Source organism: Pseudoalteromonas sp. BSi20429, from assembly GCF_000238895.1.
Classification (GTDB): Bacteria; Pseudomonadota; Gammaproteobacteria; order Enterobacterales; family Alteromonadaceae; genus Pseudoalteromonas; species Pseudoalteromonas arctica.
This window is the reverse complement of the sequence record NZ_BADV01000036.1, coordinates 125,418-151,319: the sequence shown is the minus strand read 5'-3', so window position 1 is coordinate 151,319 and position 25,902 is coordinate 125,418. Positions and strand designations below refer to the sequence as shown.

Sequence of the window (25,902 nt, the reverse complement as noted above, 5' to 3'; positions counted from 1 at the left end):
GCCAAAATGTACTGGTCGGAGCATTTATATGACTGAAAAAAACACTAATCCACCATTAAACATTGCTATAGCGGTTTATCCGCATTTATTAGTGACTAGTTTAACGCTGCCTATTGAGATGTTAAGAGCCGGCGAGGCCTTTGCTAAAGGCCATCTTGATAAGCAAAGCTTTAGACCGCTTGCTATAAATTTAGTGGCTAAAAATGCTGAATCTATACCCACTCGCGCAGGCCTTGCTATAAATCCTGATTGCATAACAACTAACGCGTCCTACAGCGATTTAATTATAGTGCCGGGTATTTGGCGAAATCCGCGCCCAGTAGTACGTACAAATCAAGAAATAGTTGATTGGCTAAGCGAAAGCTTTAGTACAGGCAGCCATATAATTGGTGTCGGTACTGGCAACTGTTTATTAGCAGAGGCTGGCTTACTTGATGGGCACCCTGCTACCACCCATTGGCATTACGCCAAACAATTTAGCCACGACTACCCGTTAGTGCGTTTAAAACCCGACTTTTTTATAACTCAGTCAGAGCGCATGTATACGGTAGCCAGTCTTAATGCCCTTGCAGATGTGATCGTACATATTATTAGTCAGTACTATGGAAAAGCCGCCGCTCAACATGTAGAGCGTAATTTTTCGCACGAAATACGCAAACCCTACGAAGATCAACGCTACTTAGAAGGCGCAGTAGACCGCCACCCCGACGAGCTAATTGCGCAAATTCAGTTTTGGCTAAAAACAAATTTAGCCACCGAGTTAAACCTGCAAGAAGTCGCTGCCCAATTTAGCTTGAGCTATCGTACTTTTACCCGCCGTTTTAGAGCGGCAACGAACCAAAGCCCTATTGAGTATTGGCAACAATTACGCGTAGAAGGTGCGAAGGAGTTATTAGCATCATCAAATCTATCAATTCAAGAAGTGGCTTTAGAAGTGGGATATAACGACCAAGGGCATTTAACACGCGTGTTTAAAAAAGTATTAAGCCAAACGCCTAGTGGTTATAGAAAAGTAGTTAGACGAAAGTTATTTGGATAACCAGCGACGACACTCTAAATTGGCATTTTTTTATACATAAATTATACTCTTATCAATAATATAATTTACGCTATATCAAGGTAACTGCATGAGAGATAAACTTAGTAAGCACCTTTTTGATCCACAAAGCGATGCTTCTATTGAATCAAAGTTATTAAAGTTACTTTCACTTGTACGAAAACATTTGAGTATGGAAGTCGCGTTTATTTCAGAATTCACCAATACTGATCGCGTTTTTAAAGTGGTAGATAACCAAACTACAAATACCTGCGTATCAGTAGGTAATTCAGATCCAATTTGCGAAACTTACTGTAAAAAAATATCCGATAACGAGCTAGAACAAATAATCCCTAATACTCTTGAGCACCCAATAACCCGCAACATGCCAGTCACAGAAAAGCTAAATATTGGCTCTTATATTGGTGTACCCATTATCTTATCCACCGGAAAGATTTATGGAACTTTTTGCTGTTATAAAACCGTATTAGACAATACCTTGAACGACAGAGATTTGTCATTTCTTAGGCTGATTTCTGAAATAGCTACTGAGTTAATCGAAAAAAAAGTTCAATCTGACATTTTAAATAATGAGTCAAAGTCGCTTATTGAAAATATTATAAAAACAAACGATATTACGATTTATTTTCAGCCCATATTTAATTTATCAACCAATCAACTTTCGGGTTATGAGTCTCTGTCACGCTTTTTTATTGAACCCTATAAAACACCTGATATTTGGTTTAAAGATGCTGAAAAACTGGGTTTAGGAGAAGCATTAGAAATACTTGCTATACAAAATACATTACATTGCTTAGAGCAATTTGATGAAAAAGCTTATATCACTATAAATACTTCACCTCAGCATATTTTATCAGGCTCAATAGACAAAGTATTACAAAGCATTGATTGTAATAGAATAATTTTAGAAGTGACTGAACATTCACCTATTTTAGACTACCAAGCTATCAGAACCGCACTTCGACCATTAAGAAACCGGGGTGTAAAGCTAGCTATCGATGATGTAGGTGCTGGATTTTCATCTTTTCAGCATATTTTAGAATTAGAGGCAGATATCATTAAGTTAGACATAAGCCTCACTCAAAATATAAACACAGACCGTAGAAAGTTTTTATTAGCTAAAGCACTATGCGGATTTGTTAAAGCTATTAATTGCTCAATTGTAGCTGAGGGTATAGAAAATCAAGATGAATTAAACACACTCAGAAAACTAGGCGTTGATAACGCACAAGGCTATTTTATTGGGCGCCCAGCTCCTATTGAAGATGCCATCCAATATCAAACAATTACGCTCTAATTAAAAAACGCCACTTTTAGTGGCGTTCTGTGTCGTTAAATTCTTTTCGATAATAGCGTTTTTGATAGTTTTTTACTTTAGTGTGTACGCCTTTGCTTAAGCTTTTAAATTTAGCCTCAAGTACGTCAACACCGTATAAAATACCGACCACCAGCACCGAGAGTTTTATTGCAGCGCCAAGGTTTTCGGTCGCTATCATAACGCCTATTGATGCGAGCACCCAAATGGTTGCAGCTGATGTAACGCCAACTACCGCCCCATCTTTTGCGAGCATAACGCCAGCCCCTAAAAAGCCGATACCTGTAATTATTTGACCAACTACACGAGAGTGATCTATTACATCCCCTTGTAAATTAAACGCAGTGGATAAAAACAAATACGTACCCAAGGTTATTAACGCAGAGGTACGAATGCCTACAGGTTTCCCGCGCAACTGGCGCTCTATACCAATAATGGCACCGCAAAAAGCCGCAGTACCAATAGCTGCCCACGAATACGGGGCTACATCAATTAAATCTAAAAAAGTCACTGTTAACCTTATATTTTATTAGCTATAGCCACCGCCGTTCTTAAACGTTGGCTACCAAACGCTGACATTTTACTAAAATCACTTCGTGCAATAGGTACATACTGGCAATCTATTGCGAGCTGTTTATCGTTACCGGGCTCACAAAACGGATCGTGAACATACACGCAGTGCTCATCAAGGTGCGTAACACACACCCAATGTGGCGATTTTTTACCATCAAAACTGTATGTGCTAATTAATAACAGCACGCTAAAGCCTTTACTTAACCACTGCTCAATATGCTCAAGCTCTACATCTTTATGTGTAAGGGGTATATTTGCCTGTGCAATACTATCTACAAATTGCTGATGCACTGTGGCAAGTACCACTTTTTTATTTTCGTTGCGTACGCCATCTAAAAATAAAGGCTCGGTGGTATTAACCATTACCTCGCTTTTAAAACCACGCTTATTAGCCGCAAGTGCCAAACCAAATGGATGGCACCCTCCATGACCCGATGTCATAAAAATGGTGGTACCTTCACGCCAAAGTGCCAGCTCATGTGATTGGCTAAGCTCAGTAGTAGGCTCAAGTGCGCCCATTGCCATTAATAGTGCAGCAGGTCCGCACGTAAACTCAGTTGTTTGCTGATACCACGGCGTTAAACGCGCCACTTTTAACTCACTCGTTTGTCGAATGTTTTTTTGCATTCGTAGTGCGTCACTGTGGTCGTCGTAATAATCGCTATATTGACCAAATACTCTGTAGCCTAAGCTTTTATAAAGCCCAATCGCACCTTCGTTATTTACAGCCACTTCTAAACGAAGGTAAATACGAGCCCGCTCACACGTTTCTTTTTCTAGACTAGTAAGCAATGCTTTTGCAATGCCTTTACCTTGCATTGTGGGTTTTACAGCAAGCGAATATAAACGCGCTAAGCGAGTGCCTTTATGGCACCACACTAGCCCATAGCCGCATATTTGCTCGCCACTTTCTGCAACGAGTAAAATACCGTGTTTTGCACTAAGCCAGCGTTTTAGACTGCGCGGGCTCAATTTATCGTTATTAAAGCAGGCGTTTTCAACGTCAATCAGTGCGTTCAAATCACTGCTAAGCGCCTTTCGAATAACAAGGTTGCTCATGTTATTACCCACGGCCTCGTGCTTCTAAGCGTTGTTTAAACTCATCCATAATGATCATGTATAGCTCATCGCCTAAATAGCCGTCTTCTACTTTGTGATCAATACTTGGGTTATCGTTTACTTCAAGCACGTATGCTTTGCCTTGATGCTCTTTAACATCTACGCCATATAAACCCCTACCCACTGTTTTACATGCTTTTAATGCTGCATCTAATACCGCTTTTGGTAACTCAAAGGTTGGTAGAGTTTCAAAGCCGCCAGAGAAAAACCGTTTAGCGTCGTGGTTATAAATTTGCCAATGGTTACGCGCCATTAAATAGCGGCATGCATAAATTGCACGGCCATTTAACACACCCACTCGCCAATCGTATTCGGTATACATGTACTCTTGTGCAAGCACTAATGCGCTAAACTCAAACAGCTCTGTAAGCTTAGCGGCAAGCTCATCACGGTTTGAAACTTTAAACACACCTTTTGAGAACGACCCTTCAGGCATTTTTAAAACAAGCGGATACGTAAACGCTTCTTCTAATTGCTCAAGCGTTTCATTTGCTTGTTCAGCCACTACAACCGTTTTTAAACTTGGCACTTTTTGATAATTAAAAGCATCGTGTAAATACACTTTATTACAACAACGTAAAATAGACTCAGCATCGTCAATAACCACTAAACCCAGGCTTTGCGCTTTGCTTGCAAGGCGGTACGTTGGATGGTCAATCGCTGTAGTTTGGCGAATAAATAACGCATCAAACTGGGCAATGTTATCAATTTCGTCAAAGCTTAATGCTTGTGCATTAATACCATGTTTAGCCGCTGCTTTAATAAAACGTGCAATGGCGTCTTTATCACTCGGTGGTACTTTTTCGTTATGATCAACAAGTATTGCCATGTCCCATCTAAAACGACGTTGTACCGAACTAATACGCCACTGCGTTTTAGTAAAGTTATCTAGCTTGGCTACAAATTCGCTGTACTGTTGCTCGCTTAAAGACGACATCGAGCCTTGTTGTAATAAGCCTTGCTCATCAACAAATAAAATAGGCGCTGGGTATTGTTTAAATACCGACTTTGCTGCTTTTGATTGTAAATCATTTTGGGCATTGCCAAAGTAAAGTGTGCCATCTATTTGGCCCACATTTAACATAGGTGCTTGGCCACTACGAAGAGCATTAATGGTTTTTACACTGGGTAAAACTTGGTGCTTGCGCGCCTCTGCAAGTAACGAGCAATAGTAACCTTTGCTCAAGTATTGGCTTGAGTCGCACAGATTAATAATGCGTGTTTTTGGTTCGTTATGTTTTGGGTAATCACGTAAGTAGGTATTAAACGTAATTACATTTTCGAACGATTGAGCAAGCGTTTGCTCGTTGTTATCAACCACAATTAAGGTTTTAAACACGACTTTTCCTAGTTAAGTCAAAATATAAAAAGCATGCTTAGTAAAATACTAAGCATTATAAATAGAAACACCCATCGTACTAAGTGGGCATTGCGCGAATCACTTAATATGATGGGTGCTTTAACAGGTACCTACTGTACGAGTTAGCGCTTAAATTGCTTAAGCGACATGTGCTTTATATGCCCTTTTTTAAAAACGCACAAACGAGATATTTTTAGCGTGAAGATGAAAAATATTGATTAACTAATAACGCAGATTAAAATACGCAAAACAACACCTTATGAGAGTTAAAAATGTCGCTGCCTGCTTGCCCAAAATGTCAATGTGAATATGTTTACGAGGACCAACAACTGCTTGTTTGCCCCGAGTGCGCCCATGAGTGGAACCCTAATAATACTAGCGATGAAGACGCTATTTTAGTTAAAGATGCCAACGGCACATTACTTAATGATGGCGACAAAGTGACAGTAGCCAAAGATTTAAAAATTAAAGGCAGCTCGCAAGTAATTAAAATTGGCACCAAAGCGGTAGTTAGAAGAGTGCTTGATAAAAAAGATCACGAACTTGATTGTAAAGTAGATGGCATTGGCGAAATGATGGTAACTGCTAAGTTTGTAAAAAAAACTACCTAAAATTGGATATTTAAAATATAGGATGTTAGATGAAAAATCATAAAAATAAATTCATCCAAGCCTTATGGTCTGTTATTGAAGCTTATTATTAGTGCGTGTAATAGATTTTGTTTAACTGCTATTAGTTGGTGTATATCTAAAGGTCCACCTACATTTAATAAGGCGAATTATCGCTTAGGTGTGTTTAAGCATTTAACCTCCTCACCTTAATGAGGAGGTATCTCTTGAACTGATCAGTTTACATTTCAGTTAAAGTGCTTTTTAAGCTTTGATTACCCAGTAAAGAAATCAAATACGTTACCAAGTGTTGATGATGAACCTTTATAAAATTCAGTAAAACTACATCGACTGCATGTCACAGCGGTGTACTTTTTATTTTGAACATCAAAAATTCTTGACCAAAAGCCACCCGAAACTCTTATTTCACCGGTATCAAATTCGTTATTATTACACTTAGAGCAAGACCAATTGTTATGTCTCATATTTCAACCTCCATATTATTTATGTACGCTATATTAAACACTTAAGGAACGTGTGTAGCAATTTTTTTAATAAACAAACTATAATTTAGTTCTTATATTGGTTAAGTTGGAATTTCGATAGATGTTTGGATGGCTTTTTAATAATTGCTTTTTATAATAATTAGTATGGGGTCATACTAATTTCACTCAGGGATTACCTACTTGTTAGCTGTATATTGCGTTAGCAACAAAAATTTTCGTAAGTCTCGTTCTTGTCTCATTACGTGCAAAATATATACTTTATCGTTATCTTTTTTGTAAAATATACGACAAGGATTCACGACCAGTTCAAGATAATTTAGGTTAGCTAACTCAATTGGTTTTTTACCTGATTCAGGAAAGAGTTCGAGACGTTCAACTTTTTCAAATATTTTGGAAACCAATTTTTTCGCTGACTGCAAATTGCTTAATGCGATATATTCAGCGATATCGTTAAGATCATCCAAAGCTGGATTAGTCCAAATTATTTCAGCCATTTATTCATTTTATCTTTAGCTTCAACATTCGACATGGTTTCACCACGACTTATTGCCTGCTCTCCTTTTGCAAGAGACTCAAGAATTTGCATACGCTTTTGCATAAATTCATAATCATCAACATCTACTAAGTATGCAGATGGTTGTCCATGTTCAGTTATCAACACAGGTTCTTTAGAGGAATGAAGTTCAGATAATATCTTCGTTGCTTGACGCTTCAATGTTGTTACTAGTTCTACTCTCATAATAATCCCCAAACAAATGTATCACTATAGTAGCACCGAGTAGCCAACTTGGGAAATACAACTAACGAGGCTGTAAACCACTAAAATCAATTAAAAAGGGAGCACCTAACGTCAACCCTGCTCACTTTTATACTATTAGGTACTTCTCATTATATGCCTTTGTAGAAATTGAAATACACATCACGTTACGCTATAAAAACATAGCTGTAGGTTGGATAAATGGCGGAGCCATGCCATCCGACAATTAATTTATGAATATAAATAAGCGATTATTACGTTGGCATAGCTTTGTCAGATGGTGTTCTCTTAAAAAACCAAAGCTTTATAAAATCTCTACCACTACATATTCGTGGGCTTTACCTGCAATTGTTAACGTAATTTCATCATCAATCTGTTTATTTAGTAACTGCTTACCCATTGGTGCGCCGGGTGTTACAACAGCAATTGCGTGCTGTTTAACGTTTACTGTTAAACCACCAGCTGCAGGGCCTAAATAAAACCATTTTTGGGCTGCGTTATCATCTTCTAAACATACCAGCGAACCGATAGCTATTTTGTCGGTTGGTTTTTCATTAAAGGCAGGTTCGAACAATTCTATGCTTTTATAGCAATCGTTTACGCGCTGGGCTTGGCCTTGTGCTAAATAAGCGGCTTCGAGCCCTAGGGTATCGTATTTATTTTCGGCTATGTTTTCTTCATGTGTGGCGGTGTCGTGCGCAGTTTTTGCCGCTACTTTAGCTGTTGTAAGCTGCGCTTCTAGCGCAAAACGAAGGTGTTCGATTACGTGGGTTTTATTCATGGGGATTAGTACAATACAGGCTGTAAAAATAAGGCAGCTAGTTTAACATTTTTGCGGGGCTTAAAACCATTGTTTTAAACCCCGCAAGCTTGGTGGGAATACTAGCGGGGCTTAAATTTGCATTAAACTAACAAAGAGCCGTTGGTTGGTGCCGCTCTTTACTTGTGTTTTATTAAAAACCTTATGGCATATCTAATAATGTTTGCGTGTGGGCATCTACTTTAACTTCGTAGTTTTTAGCGCTTAAGCCCAATAGTTCCGGCAAGGTTGCCGCTATACAAATAGACGAGAACGTACCCACTACAATGCCGGTAAATAATGCAATAGCAAAGCCTTGCAGTGGTGCACCTGCAAGCAACCAAACGCTCGCAACCGTTGCAAGTGTGGTACCCGAAGTTATTAAGGTACGTGTTAGCGTACTTTTAATCGCATTATTAATAATAGTCGCTGGGCTAAGTACATTGGTTGATTGAACACGTAAAAGCTCGCGTACTCTATCCCCTACTATTATTGAGTCGTTAAGTGAGTAACCAATAATAGCCAGTAAACTTGCCAGTACGGTTAGGTTAAATTCAATTTGTAATAGTGAAAATAATCCAAGTACGAGTATTAAATCGTGCACTAGCGCTACCACAGAGCCAACGGCTAATCGCCATTCAAAACGCACTGCAAGGTAAATCATTACCGCAATCATTGCAGCAAACATTGCTAAACAGCCTTGATCAAATAACTCATCGCCCACTTGTGAGCCAATATAGGCCGACGATAAAACCTGTGCGTTTATATCATCGTTTTGTGTAACAGCGCTTTGCCAATCAGGGCTATTAGCTGTTGTTGATGCACTTGGCGCTTCTCTTAATTGAAAATGACTATTACCTTGCGCGGTTAGCTCAAACTCACCGTTGTGATTTTTAGCAATAAACGATTGAAGCTCTTTTAGTTCAACACTTTGGCTGGTTGTAAACTCAGTTAAATAACCGCCGGTAAAATCTAGGCCAAAATTTAGACCTTTTTGCGTAAGCGTAAATACGGATAGCAGCACTAAAATGGCACTTAAAAGCATACCCATAAAGCGTAAACGTGTGCCCGCCTCACCTTTCAAAAAATAATTAAGCATGTGCTTTTTCTCCTACTTTTTTACCCATTTTTAAATACAACGTTTGGCTTAATATTTTTGATACGTACACACCTGTAAATACAGACGTTAAAAGCCCCAGTGCGAGTGTAATGGCAAAACCTTTAACGGGCCCATAGCCTATGCCGTATAAGATAAGTGCGGTGATCATGGTGGTTATATTGGCATCAAATATTGTATTTGCGGCTTGTTTATAACCCTCTTGAATAGCTTGATATGGTGCACGGCCTTGGCGACGTTCTTCTTTAATGCGTTCAAATATTATTACGTTAGTGTCTACCGCCATACCTATGGTTAGCACCAGACCTGCAATACCCGGAAGCGTTAACACAACCCCTGGTAATAATGACATTAAGCCCACAAGCGACGTTAAATTTAATATAAGTGCTACGTTTGCAATAAGGCCTAAACGGCGATACCAAAGCGCCATAAATGCAAGCGTAATACCCATGCCTAACATAAGCGCGGCTAAGCCATTACTAATATTTTCGCTGCCGAGGCTTGGCCCTATTGTTTGTTCGTGCACAATTGTAACGGGTGCTGTAAGCGAGCCTGCACGTAGTAATAATGCCAGATCGGCTGCCGCTTGTTGGCTTTTCATATTGGTAATACTAAAACGCGAACTTAAATGCTGAGCAATATTGGCAACGTTAATAACTTCGCTTTTTTTAACTACTTCGCCTTTAGCATTTTGAGAGTACTCAGAGTAAACCGTCGCCATTGGCTTACCAATATTGGCTTTTGAAAACGCCGACATTTCATCCCCGCCTTGGCCGTCTAGGCTTAGTTGTACAAGTGGTTTACCCCAATCGTCGCGGCCTATGTTTGCATTATTAATATGGTCCCCTGTAAAAATTGGCACAGGATCAAGCTTTATGGTTCCGCCCGATTGCATATTAAATGTTTGCCCGCCAATTTCTTTTAATTGATAAAAACCAAGCGATGCTGTTGCACCAATAATACGTTTTGCTTCGGTTGGATCTTGCACGCCTGGTAGCTCTATACGAATGCGGTGCTTTCCTTGGCGCTGTGTTACCGCTTCGGTAATGCCTAACTCTTCAATACGTGAACGAAGGGTTGTGAGTGTTTGCCCCATTACTTCTTTATCAAAGCTGCTGCGGCCTTGCTCTGAATAACTAAATTTGGCAGTTTTAACGCTGCCGTTATTGCTTGTTACAACGGCTAAATTAGCAAATCGGCTTTGTAGCTCTTCAATAACTGGGGTTAACTTGTCGGTTGCATTAGGCAATGCGTTTATTTCAAACCCGTGCTGAGTTTGCTGCGCTTTTACGCCATGTGCTTTTTGCTTAATGATGATTGATTTAGCTTGTTGATACGCACTGACTAATTGCTCATCAACGGCTTTATCTAAATCTACGTCTAGTACAAATAGCACACCGCCATTTAAATCAAGGCCCAGCTTTATTGGTGATAAACCAAAATCTTGTAACCATGTTGGGCTGGTTGCATGCTCAACAATTTTAACTTGCGTGTTTGGATATTGCGCTTTTATAGCCGCTTGCGCCTGAGCGCTTTTAGTTGGCTCGTTTAAAAGTATATTAATAGTGGATTGCTTATCTAAACCCTGCTCAACCTCTAGCCCTTGTTTATTTAAAAAAGTAACTAGCGTTTTAGTGCTCGGTAAAGATTGCGTTTCGCTGTGCGGAGCAGCACTGATGTGCAACCACGATTTATTTGGGTATAAATTTGGTAATGCGCTGATAGCTAATAAAACCAATACTATTAGCATGGCTATATAGCTTAATTTGAACTTAGCCGTAGACGGCTTTTTATCTTTTTTAAAACTTAACATGTTGAATCCTTATTGCCAGCAAAGCTAGCAACGTACTTTTTAAAAGCACAATTAATCTGCAGGCTAAAACTTTAAAAGTTAAAACCTAATAAAATTAAATAAGGAAAATTAAGCGTGGTAGGTAGTTACAGCTTTGTAGAGTAAATTAACGTCTTTCCAGCCACTCAAACGCGACTTTTTACTATTAGTTACAAACGTATACCAAGGCTGTATAGGATTAATCGCTCTTGGTCGTAAGAATATATGCCTAACAAGGTTTTGAGCAAAAAATTCAAAAACCACATCATATTCTGGCTCACTTTGAACAGTGTGCAAAAACAATGATGAATTATTGGCAGTTAACCTTGGTTGGTGCGCGTCAAAATCGGTTTGATGCGTTTTTCTATGCTGCGAAGTATCTACAGACTTACTAATAGGCTGTATTTTAGTTAAATCGGCAATATCAGTAAGCGAAACCTGCGTACTAACATTGATATTTAAATTTTGTGAGGCGCCCATAGCATTGCTCTGCACACTAAAAAGTGCAGCAAGTAGCAAAAAGGCAGTTAAAAACACTCTAAATTTAAACATTCACGTTTTAAAACTAAAATAAGGGATGCGTAGTATATAAGGGCTAGTATTTGAAATACAATAGTCTTCTATGTATTTAGTTTGATTTTCCCCGTAGCTTTCCTTTCGCCTCTGAGCGCTTAAGTTACTTTAGGTCGAGCGAATTGTTTAAATTTTCTTTCGAAAATCTAATTTACAAAATATGTTACGTTTAAATCTACGACTTCGGCAACATACCTTCCCCTTACCCAATGAAAATTGAGTAATCATTTAGGCTTACCCACCATCTAATATTTGCAGTTTTATTATTCATTTAACATTCATTTAGTGGTTTTTTTTGGTAAAATAACAGGTAACCTATGATGCTTCGTACTATTAAATGCGTAAGTTGCAGCGGATATACGAAATTAGTATAATTAAATGTAAACAAATAGCTAAATTTTGATTTTCTTAATTATGTTATGGATAGTAAATAAGGCAGGGAAAGTCATTATGAAAAAAAACATATTTAGTAAAATTGTCTCAAAATTTTACAATAAAAGCTTAAAGCTAATAAATACCCTAAGTAATGACACTGACCTAAAAAAGCTAATAAACAACAGTGAAATAGTCTCTTTTGATATCTTCGATACAGTAATCCTCAGAAAAGTCTTCGAACCAGCTGATATTTTTACAATAGTTGAAAATTTATATAATGATGAACATAAAAAGCTAGACATAGATTTTAAAAGTATCCGAAGTAAAGCAGAACCAGAAGCGACAAAGATACTAACTGAGCTTGATGGTACCCAATCCATAGGCTTGGATGAAATATATGCACACATACAAAAAACACAAGATCTAGACAGCAAAACAATAAATATATTGAAAGCGCTAGAAATCGAAATAGAATTAAAATTTTGTGTTAAAAATGAATATATGCACTCTTTTTATCAATACTGTATTGATAGTGATAAAAAGGTAATTTTCACCTCAGACATGTACTTACCAGAATATGTGATAAAAAAAATTCTTTACGATAATGGTTATACAAAATTCCATCAATTATTTTTATCTTCTGTAATCCGTAAATCAAAGTCTAAAGGTGGATTATATCCACATATACTTAAAGAACTATCCTGTAAACCATCTAAGCTATTACATATTGGCGATTATTACTTCGCCGATGTAATTAATGCGATGAAAGAAGGCATCAAACCTTATTATTACAAAAAAACCAGTGAATATGCTTTGAGCCATAATTCGTTTAAAAGACTAAGACAGCTATATCCCCCGAAGCTATCCATAGAAGAATCTATTTATTTTGCGACTATCATCAACAAAACGTTTACTCAAAGAAATAATAACAATGAAAATATTTGGTACGACTTCGGTTATGTTTATTGTGGAATAATATATTTTGGCTTAACTCGCTGGCTTACTAGTCAGGTAATACATCAAGAAATAGAACATGTATTTTTCCTTGCGCGCGACGGCTATATAATGCATAAAGTGTATAGCCTTATGAATCAAGGAATTAAAACCCCAGTTAGTAAATATATGTATGCATCAAGGCGAGCTATAAACATCCCCACTATATACAATGGCATCGATGAATATTCGATAAAAGTACTTTGTCATTTTGTTCCTAATTTGAGCGTCGTAAACTACCTTGATAGAGTTGATATAGATGCAAAAAAAACATATTGAAAAAATAAAAAAAGTAGGCTTTTCTGATCAAAATCATACAATAGAAACAGATAGCGATAAGGATAAATTAGCAAAACTCTTTCATTTATTAGTTGATGATGTGTGCAGTAATGCAGCGGTCGAAAGAGAGAACCTATTAACTTACCTGGATCAAATTGGGTTTATGGATACCAAAAAAGTCGCGATTGTTGACATTGGATGGCAAGGGACAATCCAGAATTCACTGAATAAGCTAATGCTATTAGAAAATAATGAAATAGATATTCATGGTTATTACCTAGGCACATTTCAAACTGCAATAAAGTTTGCTGAAAAAGGGTTTCCGATGTCTGGCTATATGTGTAACTTTTCAGAACCTAAAAATAATTTTCAAGTGCTATCGGAAGGTGTGCATATGCTCGAATTTATTTTTTCGGCGCCTCACGGCTCTGTAATTAAATTCGATAATAAGAATGATGAAATAGTAGCTATATTCGAACCTAATGACTTTTCTAATGATAAGCTAAATACAATAAACGAATTTCAAAAAGGGGCTATGGACTTTATTTCTGATTTTATGGCTATTGAGAGGGACTATAAAAAAATAAATATCGCTCCTGAAACAGCTATAAAACCTATATCTCGACTATTAAAAACTCCTACTTATAGCGAATCCGTAAACTTTGGTAATCTAAAACACTCTGAGTATGTCGGAGCAAATAGCCATGAAAGTTACTTTGCTAAAACGTCCGATCCATTAAAAATGTTTCTTAACCCGATTAAGTTTAAGCAAGCCTATAGCAAATCATTATGGAAAGCTGGTTTCAGAAAACGTTATATGCGATATATTCTACCGGAAAATATATACTGCTATTTTAGAAAGCATTAATTTGGTAAACGCATTTTAATGCTTAAAATTAATATCCAAAAAATTAAACTAGTATCTTTCCTTATTTCAATTTACTGAGCTTGTTAGCTTATAAGTTAGTTTATTTACCCATATACCAACTCTGAGATACTGAATGCGGCCCAAACAAAGCAGTGAAAAACGACCAGACGCCATGAATTTACGCCAAAGTGTAAAAACACTATGGCCCTACCTTACAAAATTTAAAGGCCGTGTTTTTATTGCACTTATGGCGCTTATAGGCGCAAAAGGTGCCACGCTTTTAATGCCTTGGGCACTTAAAGAAATAATAGACTCTGTAGATAAGTCGATTAACCCACTGTTAGTTATTCCTGCTTTATTGTTATTGATGTACGGTGGACTGCGTTTTGCTAGCGTATTTTTAGGTGAAATAAGAGATGCTGTATTTTCGCGCGTTACCGAGCACGCTATGCGTGATATTGGTTTAAAAGTATTTAAGCATTTGCACTCACTTGAGCTGGCTTTTCATTTAGATAGGCAAACCGGTGGCATTAGCCGCGATATAGAGCGCGGTACGAGCGGGTTAAGCTTTTTAATGCGCTTTTTAATGTTTAATATTGTGCCTACCTTATTTGAAATACTGACCGTTGCGATTATTTTTGGCACGTTGTTTTCTGTTTGGTTTGCGCTTATTACATTACTGGCAGTTGCTATTTATATTACCTTTACTGTGGTGGTTACTCAGTGGAGAAACCGCTTTATTAGAGAAGCAAATGCTGCCGACAATCAAAGTAATACCCGCGCCATAGACAGCCTACTTAATTATGAAACTGTAAAGTATTTTAATAATGAGCAGTTTGAAGCAAAAACGTACGACACCTTTTTAGCAAACTGGGAAAAAGCCCGTTTAAAAAATAGAATGTCGCTGCTCGCCCTCAACTCAGGCCAAGCACTTATTATTGCTTGTGCTATTACCGCGTTAATGTGGTTGGGCTCAACCGAGGTAGTTGCAGGTACGCTTTCTATTGGTGAACTTGTGATGATTAACGCGTATATGATTCAATTGTTTTTACCACTTAACTTTTTAGGTTTTGTGTACCGCGAAATAAGGCGCGCCCTAACCGACCTTGAAAATATGCTTGGATTATTAAATAAAAAGCCACAAATAACCGATGCACTTAATGCTAAAGAGCTCAATATTAGCCAAGGTGAAATAACATTTAACAATGTAAGTTTTAGTTACGATGCCCATCGCCCTATTCTTAATAATCTTAGCTTTAGTGTTAAAGCAGGCAGCAAAGTAGCTATTGTTGGGGCCAGTGGGGCTGGTAAAAGCTCATTAGCCCGACTGCTATATCGTTTTTATGATGTAAGCGCTGGTGAAATCAGTATTGATAATCAAGCAATAAACTCAGTTACACTTAATAGTTTACGAAAAGCCATTGCAATAGTCCCGCAAGACACCGTGCTGTTTAACACCACGATTCGTGAAAATATCGCTTATGGTAGACCATCAGCAAGTGATGCTGAAATTGACGAAGCCATTGCTATGGCGCATTTGAAAGACTTTATAGCGACACTTGATAAAGGCGATAAAACACTGGTTGGCGAGCGCGGTTTAAAAGTATCCGGCGGCGAAAAACAGCGTATTGCTATTGCGCGCGCCATTTTGAAAAAGTCCCCTATTTTAATTTTTGATGAAGCAACATCTGCACTCGATTCTCATTCTGAGCAAGCAATACTCGCAGCAATGCGTGAAGTTGCCAGTAACCATACGAGTATTGTTATTGCTCATCGCCTTTCTACTATTACCGATGCAGACACCATTATTGTGCTCAAATCCGGACAAATTATTGAGCAAGGTAGGCACGATGAGTTACTTACACTCGCCGGAGAATATGCCCGTATGTGGGAGCTTCAGCATAAAAAATAAATAGTGTGTGACCCCTCTTAGCTCGGATACTTTCAAGTATTCGAGCTAAATAAAGCTTTTATAGCACCTATTAGCCTTTCTCTTTTCCTCTATATTAGTTTTATCGAGCACTGTGGTGATTCACCTCAAAAGGTTTGTTTGTATGATTAATATCAATAACAATCGATAAGTTAAATATTCGTAACAATAACAATGATTCACTGCTGCTTTAATTCAATCAGTGATACTCAGGAGTAAGTAATGAAAAAGAGTTTAATTGCCGCAGCATTAGCTGCCACATTTATTACCGGTTGTTCAGAGCCGCAAACAACAAAAACAGACGAGCAACAATCTAAAGTAGCCACTGCAGCAGTAACAGAAAAAGCAGAGTTAGGTAGTTTTGGTGTTGACTTAACAGCACGTAACGAAGCCGTTAAACCAGGCGATGATTTTTTTATGTATGCCAGTGGCACGTGGTATGACAACTACGTAATGCCTGCAGATAAAACCCGCTACGGTGCATTTTCAGGATTAGCTGAGCGCAGTGAAGACGATGTTAAAGCTATTATTGAAGAAATAGCAGCACGCAAAGACTTAAACGCAGAAGAAAAACTCGTTGCTGATTTTTACAATGCCTATATGGATACCGAAACACTTAATAAACTCGGTGTAGCGCCTATTAAGCCATTGTTAAGTGAAATTAGTGATGTATCGTCGACTGACGATTTAGCTGAAATGTTTGGTAAGTCTTGGTTAACCGGTAATAAAGCCCCTTTTGGCGGCGGTATGTGGTTTAATCGCCTAGACCCTAACAAATATGAAATGTCACTAGGTGCGGGTGGGTTAGGTCTACCCGATCGCTCTTACTACCTTGAAGACGCTGAGCGCTTTGTTAAAACCCGTACAGCTTATGTTGCCCACATTGCTGACATGCTTGAGTTTGCAGGCACTGAGAATGCAACTGAACGTGCTCAAGCTATTTTAGACCTTGAAACCAAAATTGCACAAGGTCACTGGCCTCGTGAAAAGCGCCGTAATCGCGATTTAACCTTAAACCAAGTTGAACGTGCTGATTTAAGCACTGCTTATCCTGGCTTTAACTGGGATTTATACTTTGCGCAAACAGGTTATAAAGTACCTCAGTTAAATGTGTCTCAGCCTGAGCCAATTAAAGCGATGATTGAGCTAATCAATCAAGAAGATATTGCAGTATGGAAAGACTACCTAACGTATCACGCTATTAGCGGTAACGCAGGTTTACTATCAGAAGACGTATTTAATACTAACTTTGCTTTTTTTGGTAAAGAACTAAACGGACAGCAAGAGCCTCGCCCTCGTTGGAAACGTGCAATAAGTGAAATGTCGGGCACAAGTTCGCTTGGTTTTGCTATTGGTAAAATATACGTAGCGCGTTACTTCCCTGAGTCATCAAAACAACAAATGTCAGAGCTGGTTGAAAACCTTCGTAAAGCCCTGGGTGAACGTATTGATAACCTTGAGTGGATGGGTGATGCAACTAAAGTAAATGCGCGCGCTAAGCTTGCTGCATTTGTACCAAAAATTGGTTACCCCGATGTTTGGCAGTCTTATGAAGGTTTAAGCATTACTAAAAACGATTTGATTGGTAATGTGAAAAACATGCGTGAGTTTTTCCACGCAGAAAGTGTTGAAAAAGAGCTACAAAAAACAGACCGTAACCGCTGGGGCATGACGCCACAACGCGTAAACGCTTACTACAATAGCTCGTTTAATGAAATTGTATTTCCGGCTGCGATATTACAACCACCGTTTTTCGATCCAAATGCCGATCCGGCTGTAAACTATGGCGGTATTGGCGCTGTAATTGGTCACGAAATGGGTCATGGGTTTGACGATCAAGGTTCAAAATCAGATGAAAACGGTGTGCAACGTAACTGGTGGACTGATGCTGATCGTGCTGCATTTGACAAAAAAGCCGATCAACTAGCTGCGCAGTACAGTAAATACGAGCCAATCGAAGGTAACTTTGTAAATGGACGAAATAGCCTTGGCGAAAACATTGGTGATGTAGGTGGCTTATCAATGGCCTATCACGCGTACAAGCTAAGTTTAAATGGTAAAGAAGCGCCTGTAATAGACGGCGTGACTGGCGATCAACGTTTCTTCCTTGCGTGGGCACAAGTATGGAAAGAAAAACGTACTGAGCAAAGCATGCTTAACCAACTACGTGGTGGCACTCATGCGCCAGGTCGCTTTAGAGCACAAGCACCACGTAACCATGATGCATGGTATAAAGCGTTTGATGTAAAACCAGGCGATGCGTTATACCTTCCTGAAGATGAACGTGTACGTATTTGGTAAGTAACACTTACTTTTTATTACTTAGTAAGGCAACCTGTTATACAGGTTGCTTTTTTATTGAATTAAATTTACACATAATAGATATAATTCCAACGTCTAGAACCCTCGATGATCCCATTAATAAAATACAGTTTACATGGCTTTTAAACGTTACCGTTTTAATCTGTTTTAATACTTACTAGCCCTTAGTTGCATTTACCTTTAGAATACGCGGTATAATTTTATTCTATTATTTACATATATTAAGGCGAAACGCAGATGGGAAGAGCTTACCAAAACAAAAAAGATTCAATGGCTAAGACTGCGGGTGCTAAAACTAAAGTTTATTCTAAGTACGGAAAAGAAATTTATATTTGTGCTAAAAACGGCGGTGTAGACCCAGATGGTAACTTATCATTACGCCGTTTAATTGAACGCGCTAAAAAAGACCAAGTACCAGCACACGTTATTGACCGCGCAATAGACAAAGCAAAAGGCGGCGGTGGTGAAGACTACGCAGCAACACGTTACGAAGGTTACGGCCCTGGTAACTGTATGATTATTGTTGACTGTTTAACAGATAACAACAAGCGTACCTTTGCTGATGTGCGTGTTTGCTTTACTAAAGCAAACGCTAAAATTGGCGCTCAAAACTCTGTTTCTCATTTATTTGATCACCTTGCTATTTTTGTATTTGACGGCGATGACGATGAAACGGTACTTGAAGCATTAATGATGGCTGATGTTGATGTAACTGACGTAGAAGTTGATGACGGTAAAGTCACTGTTTTTGCTCCTCATACAGAGTACAACAATACACGTACAGCGCTTGAAGAAATGGGCGTGACTGAATTTGACGAAGACCTAATTAGCTTTGTGCCACAAATTGAAACGCCGATTGAGGGCGAAGACGTTGAAGTTATGGAACGCTTTTTAGCAATGTTAGAAGATTGCGATGACGTACAAAACGTTTACCATAACGCGCAATTCTAAAGAGCGATTTAGTAAGTTAGAACGACTTTAAGCCAACAGCTATGTTGGCTTTTTCATTTTTAGAACGTGGTATAAATATGAACTCCCTTAAAGAGCTTAAAAGTGGCAAACTTGCTGGTGCTACTCACCTGCAATTAGTAGAAGAGTTAACAATATTCCCGGAAGAAATTTTTAGCTTAGCTGACACGCTCGAAATACTCGATTTATCAAATAATAACTTATCAACACTGCCTGATGAATTTGCCTGTTTAACACACCTTAAGCGTTTGTTTTTATCGTTTAATCAGTTTAAGCATATTCCTAAGGTTTTAGCTAAATGCCCTGCTCTAATTATGGTTGCGTTTAAAGGTAACCAAATTTCTGAATTTGCTTTAAACAGCCTGCCAAAAAATATTGAGTGGCTCATACTCACCGATAATACTTTAAGCGAATTGCCTGAAGACTTTGGTAATTACACCCAGCTTAAAAAGCTCGCGCTTGCGGGCAATCAACTTAAGCAACTGCCAAGTAGCATGGCGCAGTGTAAAAACCTCGAGCTTGTTAGGCTCTCTGCTAATAACTTAACACACGTAGACGACTGGCTGTTTGAACTGCCTAAACTTGCTTGGCTTGCGTTTGCCGGTAACGATTTTAATAAAGCCCAGTGCCTTACAAAGTGCAGCTTAGAAAATAAACCTCTTGACGATTACACGCTTAGTCATGTTATTGGCCAAGGTGCATCGGGCGTTATTCATTTAGCGCAAGCTGCTAATAGCGCTGTAGCAATTAAATTATTTAAAGGTGCAATTACCAGCGACGGCTACCCGCTTGATGAAGTAAATTGCTGCTTACAAGCAGGCGATCACGCTAATTTAATTAAAGTACTTGCCTACATTGAACAAAGTGATCAGTTAGGTTTAGTAATGGAGCTAATAGATAAAAACTTTGCTAATTTAGGTCTGCCTCCAAGCCTTGAAACCTGTACGCGTGATACCTTTAATGATGATTGCCATTACTCAACTCACGCTATTTTAAAAATTGCACAGCAAATGGTAAATACACTGCATCACTTACATGTTCGTAAAGTAAGTCACGGCGACATTTATGCGCATAACACTATGATTAACCAAAACCATGACGTTCTGTTTGGTGATTTTGGTGCTGCAACTAATTTAACGATGCTAAGTGAGTATCAACAAAAGCAACTAGAGTGGATAGAAGTAAGAGCTTTGGGCTGTTTAATTGAAGACTTATTAGGCACGGTAACCGGCGATGATAAGCAAAGTGAGCTATTTGGTAAAATGTCCGATATGGCAAAGTGTGCTATGCAACCTTCATTAAATCAAAGACCTACATTTACTGAGTTATTAGAAGAGCTGAACATATAATTGAGTAGAGTCATAAAAAAGAGCAACGCGTAGCACGTTGCTACTTTTTTAGTTTATGTTTATTAAATTAATCGAGCTCATTTAGTGCGCTTAAATGGGTAAACCTGTTGTTTAAGCATACCTACCGGTATGTAATCCCCGACTACACCATACGCTTCTGGCCACTCTTTTTGGCCTTTAACAGCAGTACCAAACGCGTAGTCTAAAAACGAAAAATGCGCAGCGTAATTGCGGTCAATCGCGGCTTTATCTGACGCATGATGCCAATGGTGAAACTGCGGTGTAACCATAAAGTATTTTAGCCAACCAAATTTCACACGTACATTTGCATGGTTAAACACAGCCTGTAAACCCACAATTATTACGTATAAACTAATTATTTGCTGTGAAAATCCAAGTACAAATATGGGCGTGAGCACTAAACTGCGCGTTACGAGTATTTCAAAAATATGCTGGCGAGAGCCCGCTAACCAATCCATTTCTTTAGCACTGTGATGTACGCCATGAAAGCGCCATAATAAAGGAACTTCGTGATAAGCACGATGCACCCAATACTGCATTAAATCGGCCACGAGTATTATTAAAAACAACTGCACTACAAATGGTGTTTGCTCTATATAACCTTGTACTGTAGATGATACAGCCCAGCCAAAGCCATAATGCACAAAGTGGTTAGTAACGAGTAATACAAAACCAATAATTAAATGGTTTACAAAAAAGTGATTTAAATCGCCTCGCCATTCGCTACGTAATATTTTTTGCTCTTTTCGATGGGGTAGCAGCTTTTCAATAGCAATAAATATGAGTGTTGAGCCGAGTAAATCTAAAATAAACCAATCGAGCCCTATGTAAGGTGTGTCGGTGGCAAACTCGTTTACCTCAACGTTTGGTCCGCCAAACATAATTGCCAGAATAATAAAAAACCACGCTGTAGCCCCTAAACGCTTATTGGTATTACGTACAAAGTTAAGTAGCCCTAAACTACCCGAGACCAATAATGATGCAAACATAAGCTGACGTAAAAAGTCGACACTGTAGCTTTTGCGTAGTTCTGGTGTGGTTAAGTATTCAGGAAAGTGAAACGCTAATACGCCTAAGCAACTCAGTATTGCTAAAAAGCAGGCTATGTAGCCACTTATGTTGCCCTCACCTATCTGAAGATGATTTGTGCGAAATACCTTTCGTGATAAAGCTCTGATCATTTTTATTATTCCTTGCTTCGTTGAGTTGATTAAATACAACGAAATTCCATTGATTTACACACGCACATATTAACAAAATTTAGGGTATAAAAAATACAAATAGTTCCCTCCATAGTCTGAGTTGCAAATATACAGATAAACCAAACGCAAAAAAGCCACGCAATGCGTGGCTTGGTTGGATAAAGCTAAAACTTTACATCATTAGGGCTGTATTATAAAAACGCACCTAATGCTTTAACTTGGTCTAACATGCGGTTTGAAAAACCCCATTCGTTGTCGTACCAAGCCATTACTTTAACTAGATTGCCATCGGCTTTAGTTTGCGTTGCATCAAAGATAGATGACGCTGGGTTATGGTTAAAGTCGATAGAAACAAGCGGAAGCTCATTATATTGTAAAATATCTTTCATTGAACCCGTTGATGCTTCTTTCATGATTGCATTGATTTCTTCTGCAGTCGTATCGCGCTTAGTAATAAACGTAAAATCAACTAAAGATACGTTGATTGTTGGTACACGTACCGACATACCGTCTAATTTACCTGCAAGTTCTGGTAATACTAAACCAACAGCTGCCGCAGCACCTGTTTTAGTTGGGATCATAGATTGAGTTGCACTACGAGCACGGTATAGATCTGGGTGGTATACGTCAGATAAGTTTTGATCATTCGTATAAGAATGAATCGTTGTCATACTCCCCTTTTCAATACCTACGGTGTCGTTAATTGCTTTTGCAAGTGGTGCTAAACAGTTAGTAGTACACGATGCATTTGAGATGATTTGGCTATCAGCGTTAATTACATCGCTGTTTACACCATGAACCACTGTTGCATCCATATCTTTACCTGGAGCAGAAACGATTACTTTTTTAGCACCCGCTGTAATGTGCTTAGCAGCGTCATCACGTTTAGTGAAAAAACCAGTACATTCTAAAACGATATCTACGTTTAATGCTTTCCACGGTAAATTTGCAGGGTCGCGTTCTTGCGTTAACGTAATTACGTCATCGTCAATTAGCATGGTGTTATTTTCAAGTGTTACTTTTTTAGAAAATTGACCATGAACTGAGTCATACTGCGTTAAATGTGCATTAACGTTAGCAGGTGCTAAATCGTTAATCGCTACAATTTTAATTTCGCTGTTTTGAGCTGACTCATAAAGTGCACGTAAAACATTTCTACCGATACGGCCGTAACCGTTAATTGCTACATTAATCATTTTAGACTCCTATTTAAGTTCACTTGCTTGGCGAGCAAGCGCTTCAATTGCTTGCCAGTCTTTATTTTCAATTAGTTGTTTATCTAGCATCCACGTACCACCAACACAAATAACGTTGTTAAGCGCTAAATAGTTCGGTGCAGTTGCTAGGCTAATGCCGCCAGTTGGGCAAAAAGTAATATGTGGTAATGGGCCACCGATTGATTTAAGCATTGCTGTTCCGCCTGCAGCTTCTGCAGGAAAGAATTTTAAATACTTAAAACCATGCGACGCAAGTTGCATAACTTCACTTGCAGTTGCAGCGCCCGGTAAAAATGGTATATCTGATGTTTTAGCCAAAGCAATAAGCTCATCGCTCACACCTGGACTCACCATAAAATCTGCACCTGCGGCAACCGAAAGATCAAAACTTGCTTTATCTACTACCGTACCAGTACCTACATAGGCTTCAGGTACTTCTGCTTTCATCAGCTTTACAGCTTCTGCAGCAATAGGTGTACGAAGTGTTATTTCTAAGGCTTTTAAGCCACCGTTATATAACGCTCTTGCAAGTGGTGCTGCATCTTCTAATTTTTCGATTACAACCACTGGCACCACTGGTGCCGATGCTAAGATTTTTTCAATACTCATTACTTGTTCCTCATTACCCAGTATGGCTAATATTTATTCAAGTCCAAAAGCACTCGCGCCTAAATCGGCACTGCTTACGATATTTCTAAATCCAGTAAATAATTCGCGACCTGTACCAAATGTTGCACTTGGCAGGCTAAGTTCTGCTTCACGTTTAGCAAGTTCTTCGTCGCTAACGTGTACTTTTAATATTCCGTTTGGCGCATCAAGTGTCACTAAATCACCTTCTCGGATTTTAGCAATAATGCCGCCTTCTACTGCCTCTGGTGCTAAGTGAATAGCAGCTGGTACTTTACCTGATGCACCCGACATACGACCGTCAGTAACAATGGCTACTTTAAAGCCTTCATCTTGAAGCGTTGCCATTACTGGCGTTAATTTATGTAGCTCTGGCATACCTTTCGCTTTAGGGCCTTGCTCTTTTAGCACGGCAATAAAGTCTTGGTTTAATTCGCCACGCGTGTATGCATCTTGCAGAGCACTTTGTGAGCTAAATACTTTTGCAGGAGCAGTAACAACCTGATGTTCGATAGCAACAGCTGACACTTTAATAACAGCTTTACCTAAGTTACCCGTTAGAAGTTGCAGACCACCTTGCTTACTAAAAGGGTTACTCACTGGGCGAAGTACTTCTTCATCATGTGAGTTTGCTGGGCAATCTACCCATTTAACTTTAGTTGGGCCGGTTGAGTTGCTCATGATCAGGCTATCGTCTTTATCCAAACGAGGCTCTGTCATGTAAGGTGCTAAACCATCGCCTAGCATTGTTTTAACGTCTGTGTGTAAGTAACCAGCGCTTGCTAGCTCGCGCATTAAGAAACCCATACCGCCAGCTGCTTGGAAGTGGTTTACATCTGCAGAGCCGTTAGGGTAAATACGTGTAAGCAGTGGTACAACTTCTGATAAATCAGACATATCTTTCCACGTAACCTGAATGCCCGCCGCTTTTGCTATCGCAACAATATGAATTGCATGGTTAGTAGAACCACCTGTAGAAAGAAGACCTACTAAACCGTTTATAATCGTTTTTTCGCTGATCACATCGGCCAAACACGGGCTTTCTTTATCATCTGTAAGCTGCTTAAGCATAGTTTCTACAGCATTACCTGTAAGACCATCGCGAAGCTCAGTGTAAGGATTAATAAACGAACTACCTGGAAGGTGTAAGCCCATTATTTCCATTAACATTTGGTTTGAGTTTGCAGTACCGTAAAACGTACAAGTACCTGCGCTGTGGTAAGACGCGCTTTCAGCCTCTAATAAGTCTTCGCGACTTACTAGACCTTGTGCAAATTTTTGACGAATACGTGCTTTTTCTTTATTAGGAATACCTGATTGCATTGGACCTGCTGGTAAAAAGAACACAGGTAAATGACCAAACGACAATGCACCAATTAATAAACCCGGGACGATTTTGTCACAAACGCCTAAACAAAAAACGCCATCAAACACATCGTGTGAAAGAGAAATTGCCGTAGACATAGCAATTACATCACGAGAAAAAAGCGAAAGTTCCATGCCGTCACGCCCTTGCGTAACACCATCACACATTGCAGGAACGCCACCAGCAACTTGTGCTGTAGCATCGTATTTAGTAGCAATGTCTTTAATTAAATCTGGGTAGTCTTTGTATGGCACATGAGCCGATAACATATCGTTATATGAGTTGATAATAGCAAGATTTGGCTGCTCATCAGCCTTTAAGCGCGCTTTGTCATCACTGCTACATGCAGCCATAACATGGGCTATATTTCCGCAACCTAAACCGGCACGAACTCTTGTTTGTTTTTTTGCGTGCGAAATACGTTCTAAATAATCTTGACGGGTATTTTTACTGCGTTCGATAACGCGCTGGGTAACTTCTTGAATACGAGGATGTAACATAATTTAACTCATCTCTATTAGTTAGAGGATAAAGGCTCAGTAGCAACTACAGACTCCACGTAAATAACTGTACTGAGCATCTTTGATTTACCCGTTCAAAGGTACGCTACCAGGGAGCCTCTCACAACAGCCCTGACACCGGTGTCACTGTATTAACGCATAGCAATGACACCGGTGTCAACCCCGGGTAACAAAAATAGTTTAATATTTTAACATGACCGAATAATGACCTAATTGATTTTTAGGCACAAAGTATATTTTAGCAAGTT

23 protein-coding genes are annotated in these 25,902 nt (G+C 38.9%); 9 read left to right on the top strand and 14 right to left on the bottom strand.

What is annotated here, in order from left to right; translation table 11 throughout:
- The first annotated feature begins 28 nt into the window (after positions 1 to 28).
- Together P20429_RS11365 and P20429_RS11370 are read left to right on the top strand one after the other, a co-directional pair.
- Positions 29 to 1,039 (top strand): GlxA family transcriptional regulator, encoded by a 1,011-nt coding sequence (locus tag P20429_RS11365; protein WP_007582660.1) that lies wholly within the window; start codon positions 29 to 31, stop codon positions 1,037 to 1,039.
- Between the two features lie 88 nt (positions 1,040 to 1,127).
- Positions 1,128 to 2,354: an EAL domain-containing protein gene (locus P20429_RS11370; protein WP_007582658.1), complete on the top strand. Its 1,227-nt coding sequence runs from the start codon at positions 1,128 to 1,130 to the stop codon at positions 2,352 to 2,354.
- A gap of 16 nt (positions 2,355 to 2,370) precedes the next feature.
- Here P20429_RS11370 and P20429_RS11375 read toward each other — a convergent pair whose 3' ends face one another.
- The 3 genes from P20429_RS11375 to P20429_RS11385 are packed head-to-tail and all read right to left on the bottom strand — an operon-like array spanning position 2,371 to position 5,403.
- Positions 2,371 to 2,883, bottom strand: a complete 513-nt coding sequence (locus tag P20429_RS11375) for an MgtC/SapB family protein (RefSeq protein WP_007582656.1) — start codon at positions 2,881 to 2,883, stop codon at positions 2,371 to 2,373.
- Positions 2,884 to 2,891: 8 nt separating this feature from the next.
- The gene (locus P20429_RS11380) at positions 2,892 to 4,004 is read right to left on the bottom strand and encodes a GNAT family N-acetyltransferase/peptidase C39 family protein (RefSeq protein WP_007582653.1); all 1,113 of its coding nucleotides are present in this window, start codon (positions 4,002 to 4,004) and stop codon (positions 2,892 to 2,894) included.
- Between the two features lie 4 nt (positions 4,005 to 4,008).
- A complete protein-coding gene (locus tag P20429_RS11385; protein ID WP_007582651.1) occupies positions 4,009 to 5,403 on the bottom strand; it encodes a RimK family protein in 1,395 nt (464 codons plus the stop codon).
- 293 nt (positions 5,404 to 5,696) lie between these two features.
- Between P20429_RS11385 and P20429_RS11390 the strand changes: the two genes are divergently transcribed.
- Positions 5,697 to 6,035 (top strand): zinc ribbon domain-containing protein YjdM, encoded by a 339-nt coding sequence (locus P20429_RS11390; protein ID WP_007582649.1) that lies wholly within the window; start codon positions 5,697 to 5,699, stop codon positions 6,033 to 6,035.
- Positions 6,036 to 6,307: 272 nt separating this feature from the next.
- Here the strand turns inward: P20429_RS11390 and P20429_RS20305 are convergent, their stop codons facing one another.
- The 7 genes from P20429_RS20305 to P20429_RS11410 form a co-directional block, all read right to left on the bottom strand.
- Complete coding sequence (locus tag P20429_RS20305) at positions 6,308 to 6,517, bottom strand: zinc ribbon domain-containing protein (RefSeq protein WP_007582647.1); 210 nt, start codon at positions 6,515 to 6,517, stop codon at positions 6,308 to 6,310.
- A gap of 197 nt (positions 6,518 to 6,714) precedes the next feature.
- A complete protein-coding gene (locus P20429_RS19405) occupies positions 6,715 to 7,032 on the bottom strand; it encodes a type II toxin-antitoxin system RelE/ParE family toxin (RefSeq protein WP_024592928.1) in 318 nt (105 codons plus the stop codon).
- Positions 7,020 to 7,277 (bottom strand): type II toxin-antitoxin system Phd/YefM family antitoxin, encoded by a 258-nt coding sequence (locus tag P20429_RS19400; RefSeq protein WP_010555056.1) that lies wholly within the window; start codon positions 7,275 to 7,277, stop codon positions 7,020 to 7,022. Before P20429_RS19400 ends, P20429_RS19405 begins: the two co-directional genes overlap by 13 nt.
- Positions 7,278 to 7,599: 322 nt before the next feature.
- The gene (locus P20429_RS11395; RefSeq protein ID WP_007582643.1) at positions 7,600 to 8,076 is read right to left on the bottom strand and encodes a GreA/GreB family elongation factor; all 477 of its coding nucleotides are present in this window, start codon (positions 8,074 to 8,076) and stop codon (positions 7,600 to 7,602) included.
- Positions 8,077 to 8,257: 181 nt separating this feature from the next.
- On the bottom strand, positions 8,258 to 9,193 hold the full coding sequence (gene secF / locus P20429_RS11400) for a protein translocase subunit SecF (RefSeq protein ID WP_007582641.1): 936 nt from the start codon (positions 9,191 to 9,193) through the stop codon (positions 8,258 to 8,260).
- Complete coding sequence (gene secD / locus P20429_RS11405; RefSeq protein WP_007582639.1) at positions 9,186 to 11,024, bottom strand: protein translocase subunit SecD; 1,839 nt, start codon at positions 11,022 to 11,024, stop codon at positions 9,186 to 9,188. Before secD ends, secF begins: the two co-directional genes overlap by 8 nt.
- 108 nt (positions 11,025 to 11,132) lie before the next feature.
- Positions 11,133 to 11,594: a hypothetical protein gene (locus P20429_RS11410; protein ID WP_007582638.1), complete on the bottom strand. Its 462-nt coding sequence runs from the start codon at positions 11,592 to 11,594 to the stop codon at positions 11,133 to 11,135.
- A 471-nt stretch (positions 11,595 to 12,065) separates the two neighbouring features.
- Here P20429_RS11410 and P20429_RS11415 point away from each other — a divergent pair, with 471 nt between their 5' ends.
- From P20429_RS11415 to P20429_RS11440, 6 genes are all read left to right on the top strand, one after another.
- Positions 12,066 to 13,262, top strand: a complete 1,197-nt coding sequence (locus P20429_RS11415) for a hypothetical protein (RefSeq protein WP_007582636.1) — start codon at positions 12,066 to 12,068, stop codon at positions 13,260 to 13,262.
- A complete protein-coding gene (locus tag P20429_RS11420; protein ID WP_007582634.1) occupies positions 13,243 to 14,130 on the top strand; it encodes a hypothetical protein in 888 nt (295 codons plus the stop codon). The genes P20429_RS11415 and P20429_RS11420 overlap by 20 nt, the downstream gene beginning before the upstream one ends.
- Before the next feature lie 133 nt (positions 14,131 to 14,263).
- A complete protein-coding gene (locus P20429_RS11425; RefSeq protein ID WP_050548731.1) occupies positions 14,264 to 16,042 on the top strand; it encodes an ABC transporter ATP-binding protein/permease in 1,779 nt (592 codons plus the stop codon).
- Positions 16,043 to 16,282: 240 nt separating this feature from the next.
- Positions 16,283 to 18,361 carry a M13 family metallopeptidase gene (locus P20429_RS11430; protein WP_007582630.1) on the top strand — a complete coding sequence of 693 codons (2,079 nt, stop codon included), beginning with the start codon at positions 16,283 to 16,285 and terminating at the stop codon, positions 18,359 to 18,361.
- A gap of 258 nt (positions 18,362 to 18,619) precedes the next feature.
- The gene (locus P20429_RS11435; protein WP_007582629.1) at positions 18,620 to 19,333 is read left to right on the top strand and encodes a YebC/PmpR family DNA-binding transcriptional regulator; all 714 of its coding nucleotides are present in this window, start codon (positions 18,620 to 18,622) and stop codon (positions 19,331 to 19,333) included.
- 41 nt (positions 19,334 to 19,374) lie between these two features.
- The gene (locus tag P20429_RS11440) at positions 19,375 to 20,700 is read left to right on the top strand and encodes a leucine-rich repeat-containing protein kinase family protein (RefSeq protein WP_007582626.1); all 1,326 of its coding nucleotides are present in this window, start codon (positions 19,375 to 19,377) and stop codon (positions 20,698 to 20,700) included.
- 77 nt (positions 20,701 to 20,777) lie between these two features.
- Here P20429_RS11440 and P20429_RS11445 read toward each other — a convergent pair whose 3' ends face one another.
- The 4 genes from P20429_RS11445 to edd form a co-directional block, all read right to left on the bottom strand.
- Complete coding sequence (locus tag P20429_RS11445; RefSeq protein WP_007582624.1) at positions 20,778 to 21,902, bottom strand: sterol desaturase family protein; 1,125 nt, start codon at positions 21,900 to 21,902, stop codon at positions 20,778 to 20,780.
- A gap of 212 nt (positions 21,903 to 22,114) precedes the next feature.
- On the bottom strand, positions 22,115 to 23,119 hold the full coding sequence (gap, locus tag P20429_RS11450) for a type I glyceraldehyde-3-phosphate dehydrogenase (RefSeq protein ID WP_007582622.1): 1,005 nt from the start codon (positions 23,117 to 23,119) through the stop codon (positions 22,115 to 22,117).
- A 9-nt stretch (positions 23,120 to 23,128) separates the two neighbouring features.
- A complete protein-coding gene (eda, locus tag P20429_RS11455) occupies positions 23,129 to 23,749 on the bottom strand; it encodes a bifunctional 4-hydroxy-2-oxoglutarate aldolase/2-dehydro-3-deoxy-phosphogluconate aldolase (protein WP_002959756.1) in 621 nt (206 codons plus the stop codon).
- Positions 23,750 to 23,782: 33 nt separating this feature from the next.
- Positions 23,783 to 25,633, bottom strand: coding sequence for a phosphogluconate dehydratase (edd, locus tag P20429_RS11460; protein WP_007582619.1), 1,851 nt, complete (start codon positions 25,631 to 25,633; stop codon positions 23,783 to 23,785).
- Between the last annotated feature and the right edge of the window lie 269 nt (positions 25,634 to 25,902).

Coding starts and splice junctions, on each gene's coding strand:
- P20429_RS11365 (WP_007582660.1), top strand. CDS start 29: ATGACTGAAAAAAACACTAATCCACCATTAAACATTGCTATAGCGGTT.
- P20429_RS11370 (WP_007582658.1), top strand. CDS start 1,128: ATGAGAGATAAACTTAGTAAGCACCTTTTTGATCCACAAAGCGATGCT.
- P20429_RS11380 (WP_007582653.1), bottom strand. CDS start 4,004: ATGAGCAACCTTGTTATTCGAAAGGCGCTTAGCAGTGATTTGAACGCA.
- P20429_RS11390 (WP_007582649.1), top strand. CDS start 5,697: ATGTCGCTGCCTGCTTGCCCAAAATGTCAATGTGAATATGTTTACGAG.
- P20429_RS20305 (WP_007582647.1), bottom strand. CDS start 6,517: ATGAGACATAACAATTGGTCTTGCTCTAAGTGTAATAATAACGAATTT.
- P20429_RS19405 (WP_024592928.1), bottom strand. CDS start 7,032: ATGGCTGAAATAATTTGGACTAATCCAGCTTTGGATGATCTTAACGAT.
- P20429_RS19400 (WP_010555056.1), bottom strand. CDS start 7,277: ATGAGAGTAGAACTAGTAACAACATTGAAGCGTCAAGCAACGAAGATA.
- P20429_RS11395 (WP_007582643.1), bottom strand. CDS start 8,076: ATGAATAAAACCCACGTAATCGAACACCTTCGTTTTGCGCTAGAAGCG.
- secF (WP_007582641.1), bottom strand. CDS start 9,193: ATGCTTAATTATTTTTTGAAAGGTGAGGCGGGCACACGTTTACGCTTT.
- secD (WP_007582639.1), bottom strand. CDS start 11,024: ATGTTAAGTTTTAAAAAAGATAAAAAGCCGTCTACGGCTAAGTTCAAA.
- P20429_RS11410 (WP_007582638.1), bottom strand. CDS start 11,594: ATGTTTAAATTTAGAGTGTTTTTAACTGCCTTTTTGCTACTTGCTGCA.
- P20429_RS11415 (WP_007582636.1), top strand. CDS start 12,066: ATGAAAAAAAACATATTTAGTAAAATTGTCTCAAAATTTTACAATAAA.
- P20429_RS11420 (WP_007582634.1), top strand. CDS start 13,243: ATGCAAAAAAAACATATTGAAAAAATAAAAAAAGTAGGCTTTTCTGAT.
- P20429_RS11425 (WP_050548731.1), top strand. CDS start 14,264: ATGCGGCCCAAACAAAGCAGTGAAAAACGACCAGACGCCATGAATTTA.
- P20429_RS11430 (WP_007582630.1), top strand. CDS start 16,283: ATGAAAAAGAGTTTAATTGCCGCAGCATTAGCTGCCACATTTATTACC.
- P20429_RS11435 (WP_007582629.1), top strand. CDS start 18,620: ATGGGAAGAGCTTACCAAAACAAAAAAGATTCAATGGCTAAGACTGCG.
- P20429_RS11440 (WP_007582626.1), top strand. CDS start 19,375: ATGTTGGCTTTTTCATTTTTAGAACGTGGTATAAATATGAACTCCCTT.
- P20429_RS11445 (WP_007582624.1), bottom strand. CDS start 21,902: ATGATCAGAGCTTTATCACGAAAGGTATTTCGCACAAATCATCTTCAG.
- gap (WP_007582622.1), bottom strand. CDS start 23,119: ATGATTAATGTAGCAATTAACGGTTACGGCCGTATCGGTAGAAATGTT.
- eda (WP_002959756.1), bottom strand. CDS start 23,749: ATGAGTATTGAAAAAATCTTAGCATCGGCACCAGTGGTGCCAGTGGTT.
- edd (WP_007582619.1), bottom strand. CDS start 25,633: ATGTTACATCCTCGTATTCAAGAAGTTACCCAGCGCGTTATCGAACGC.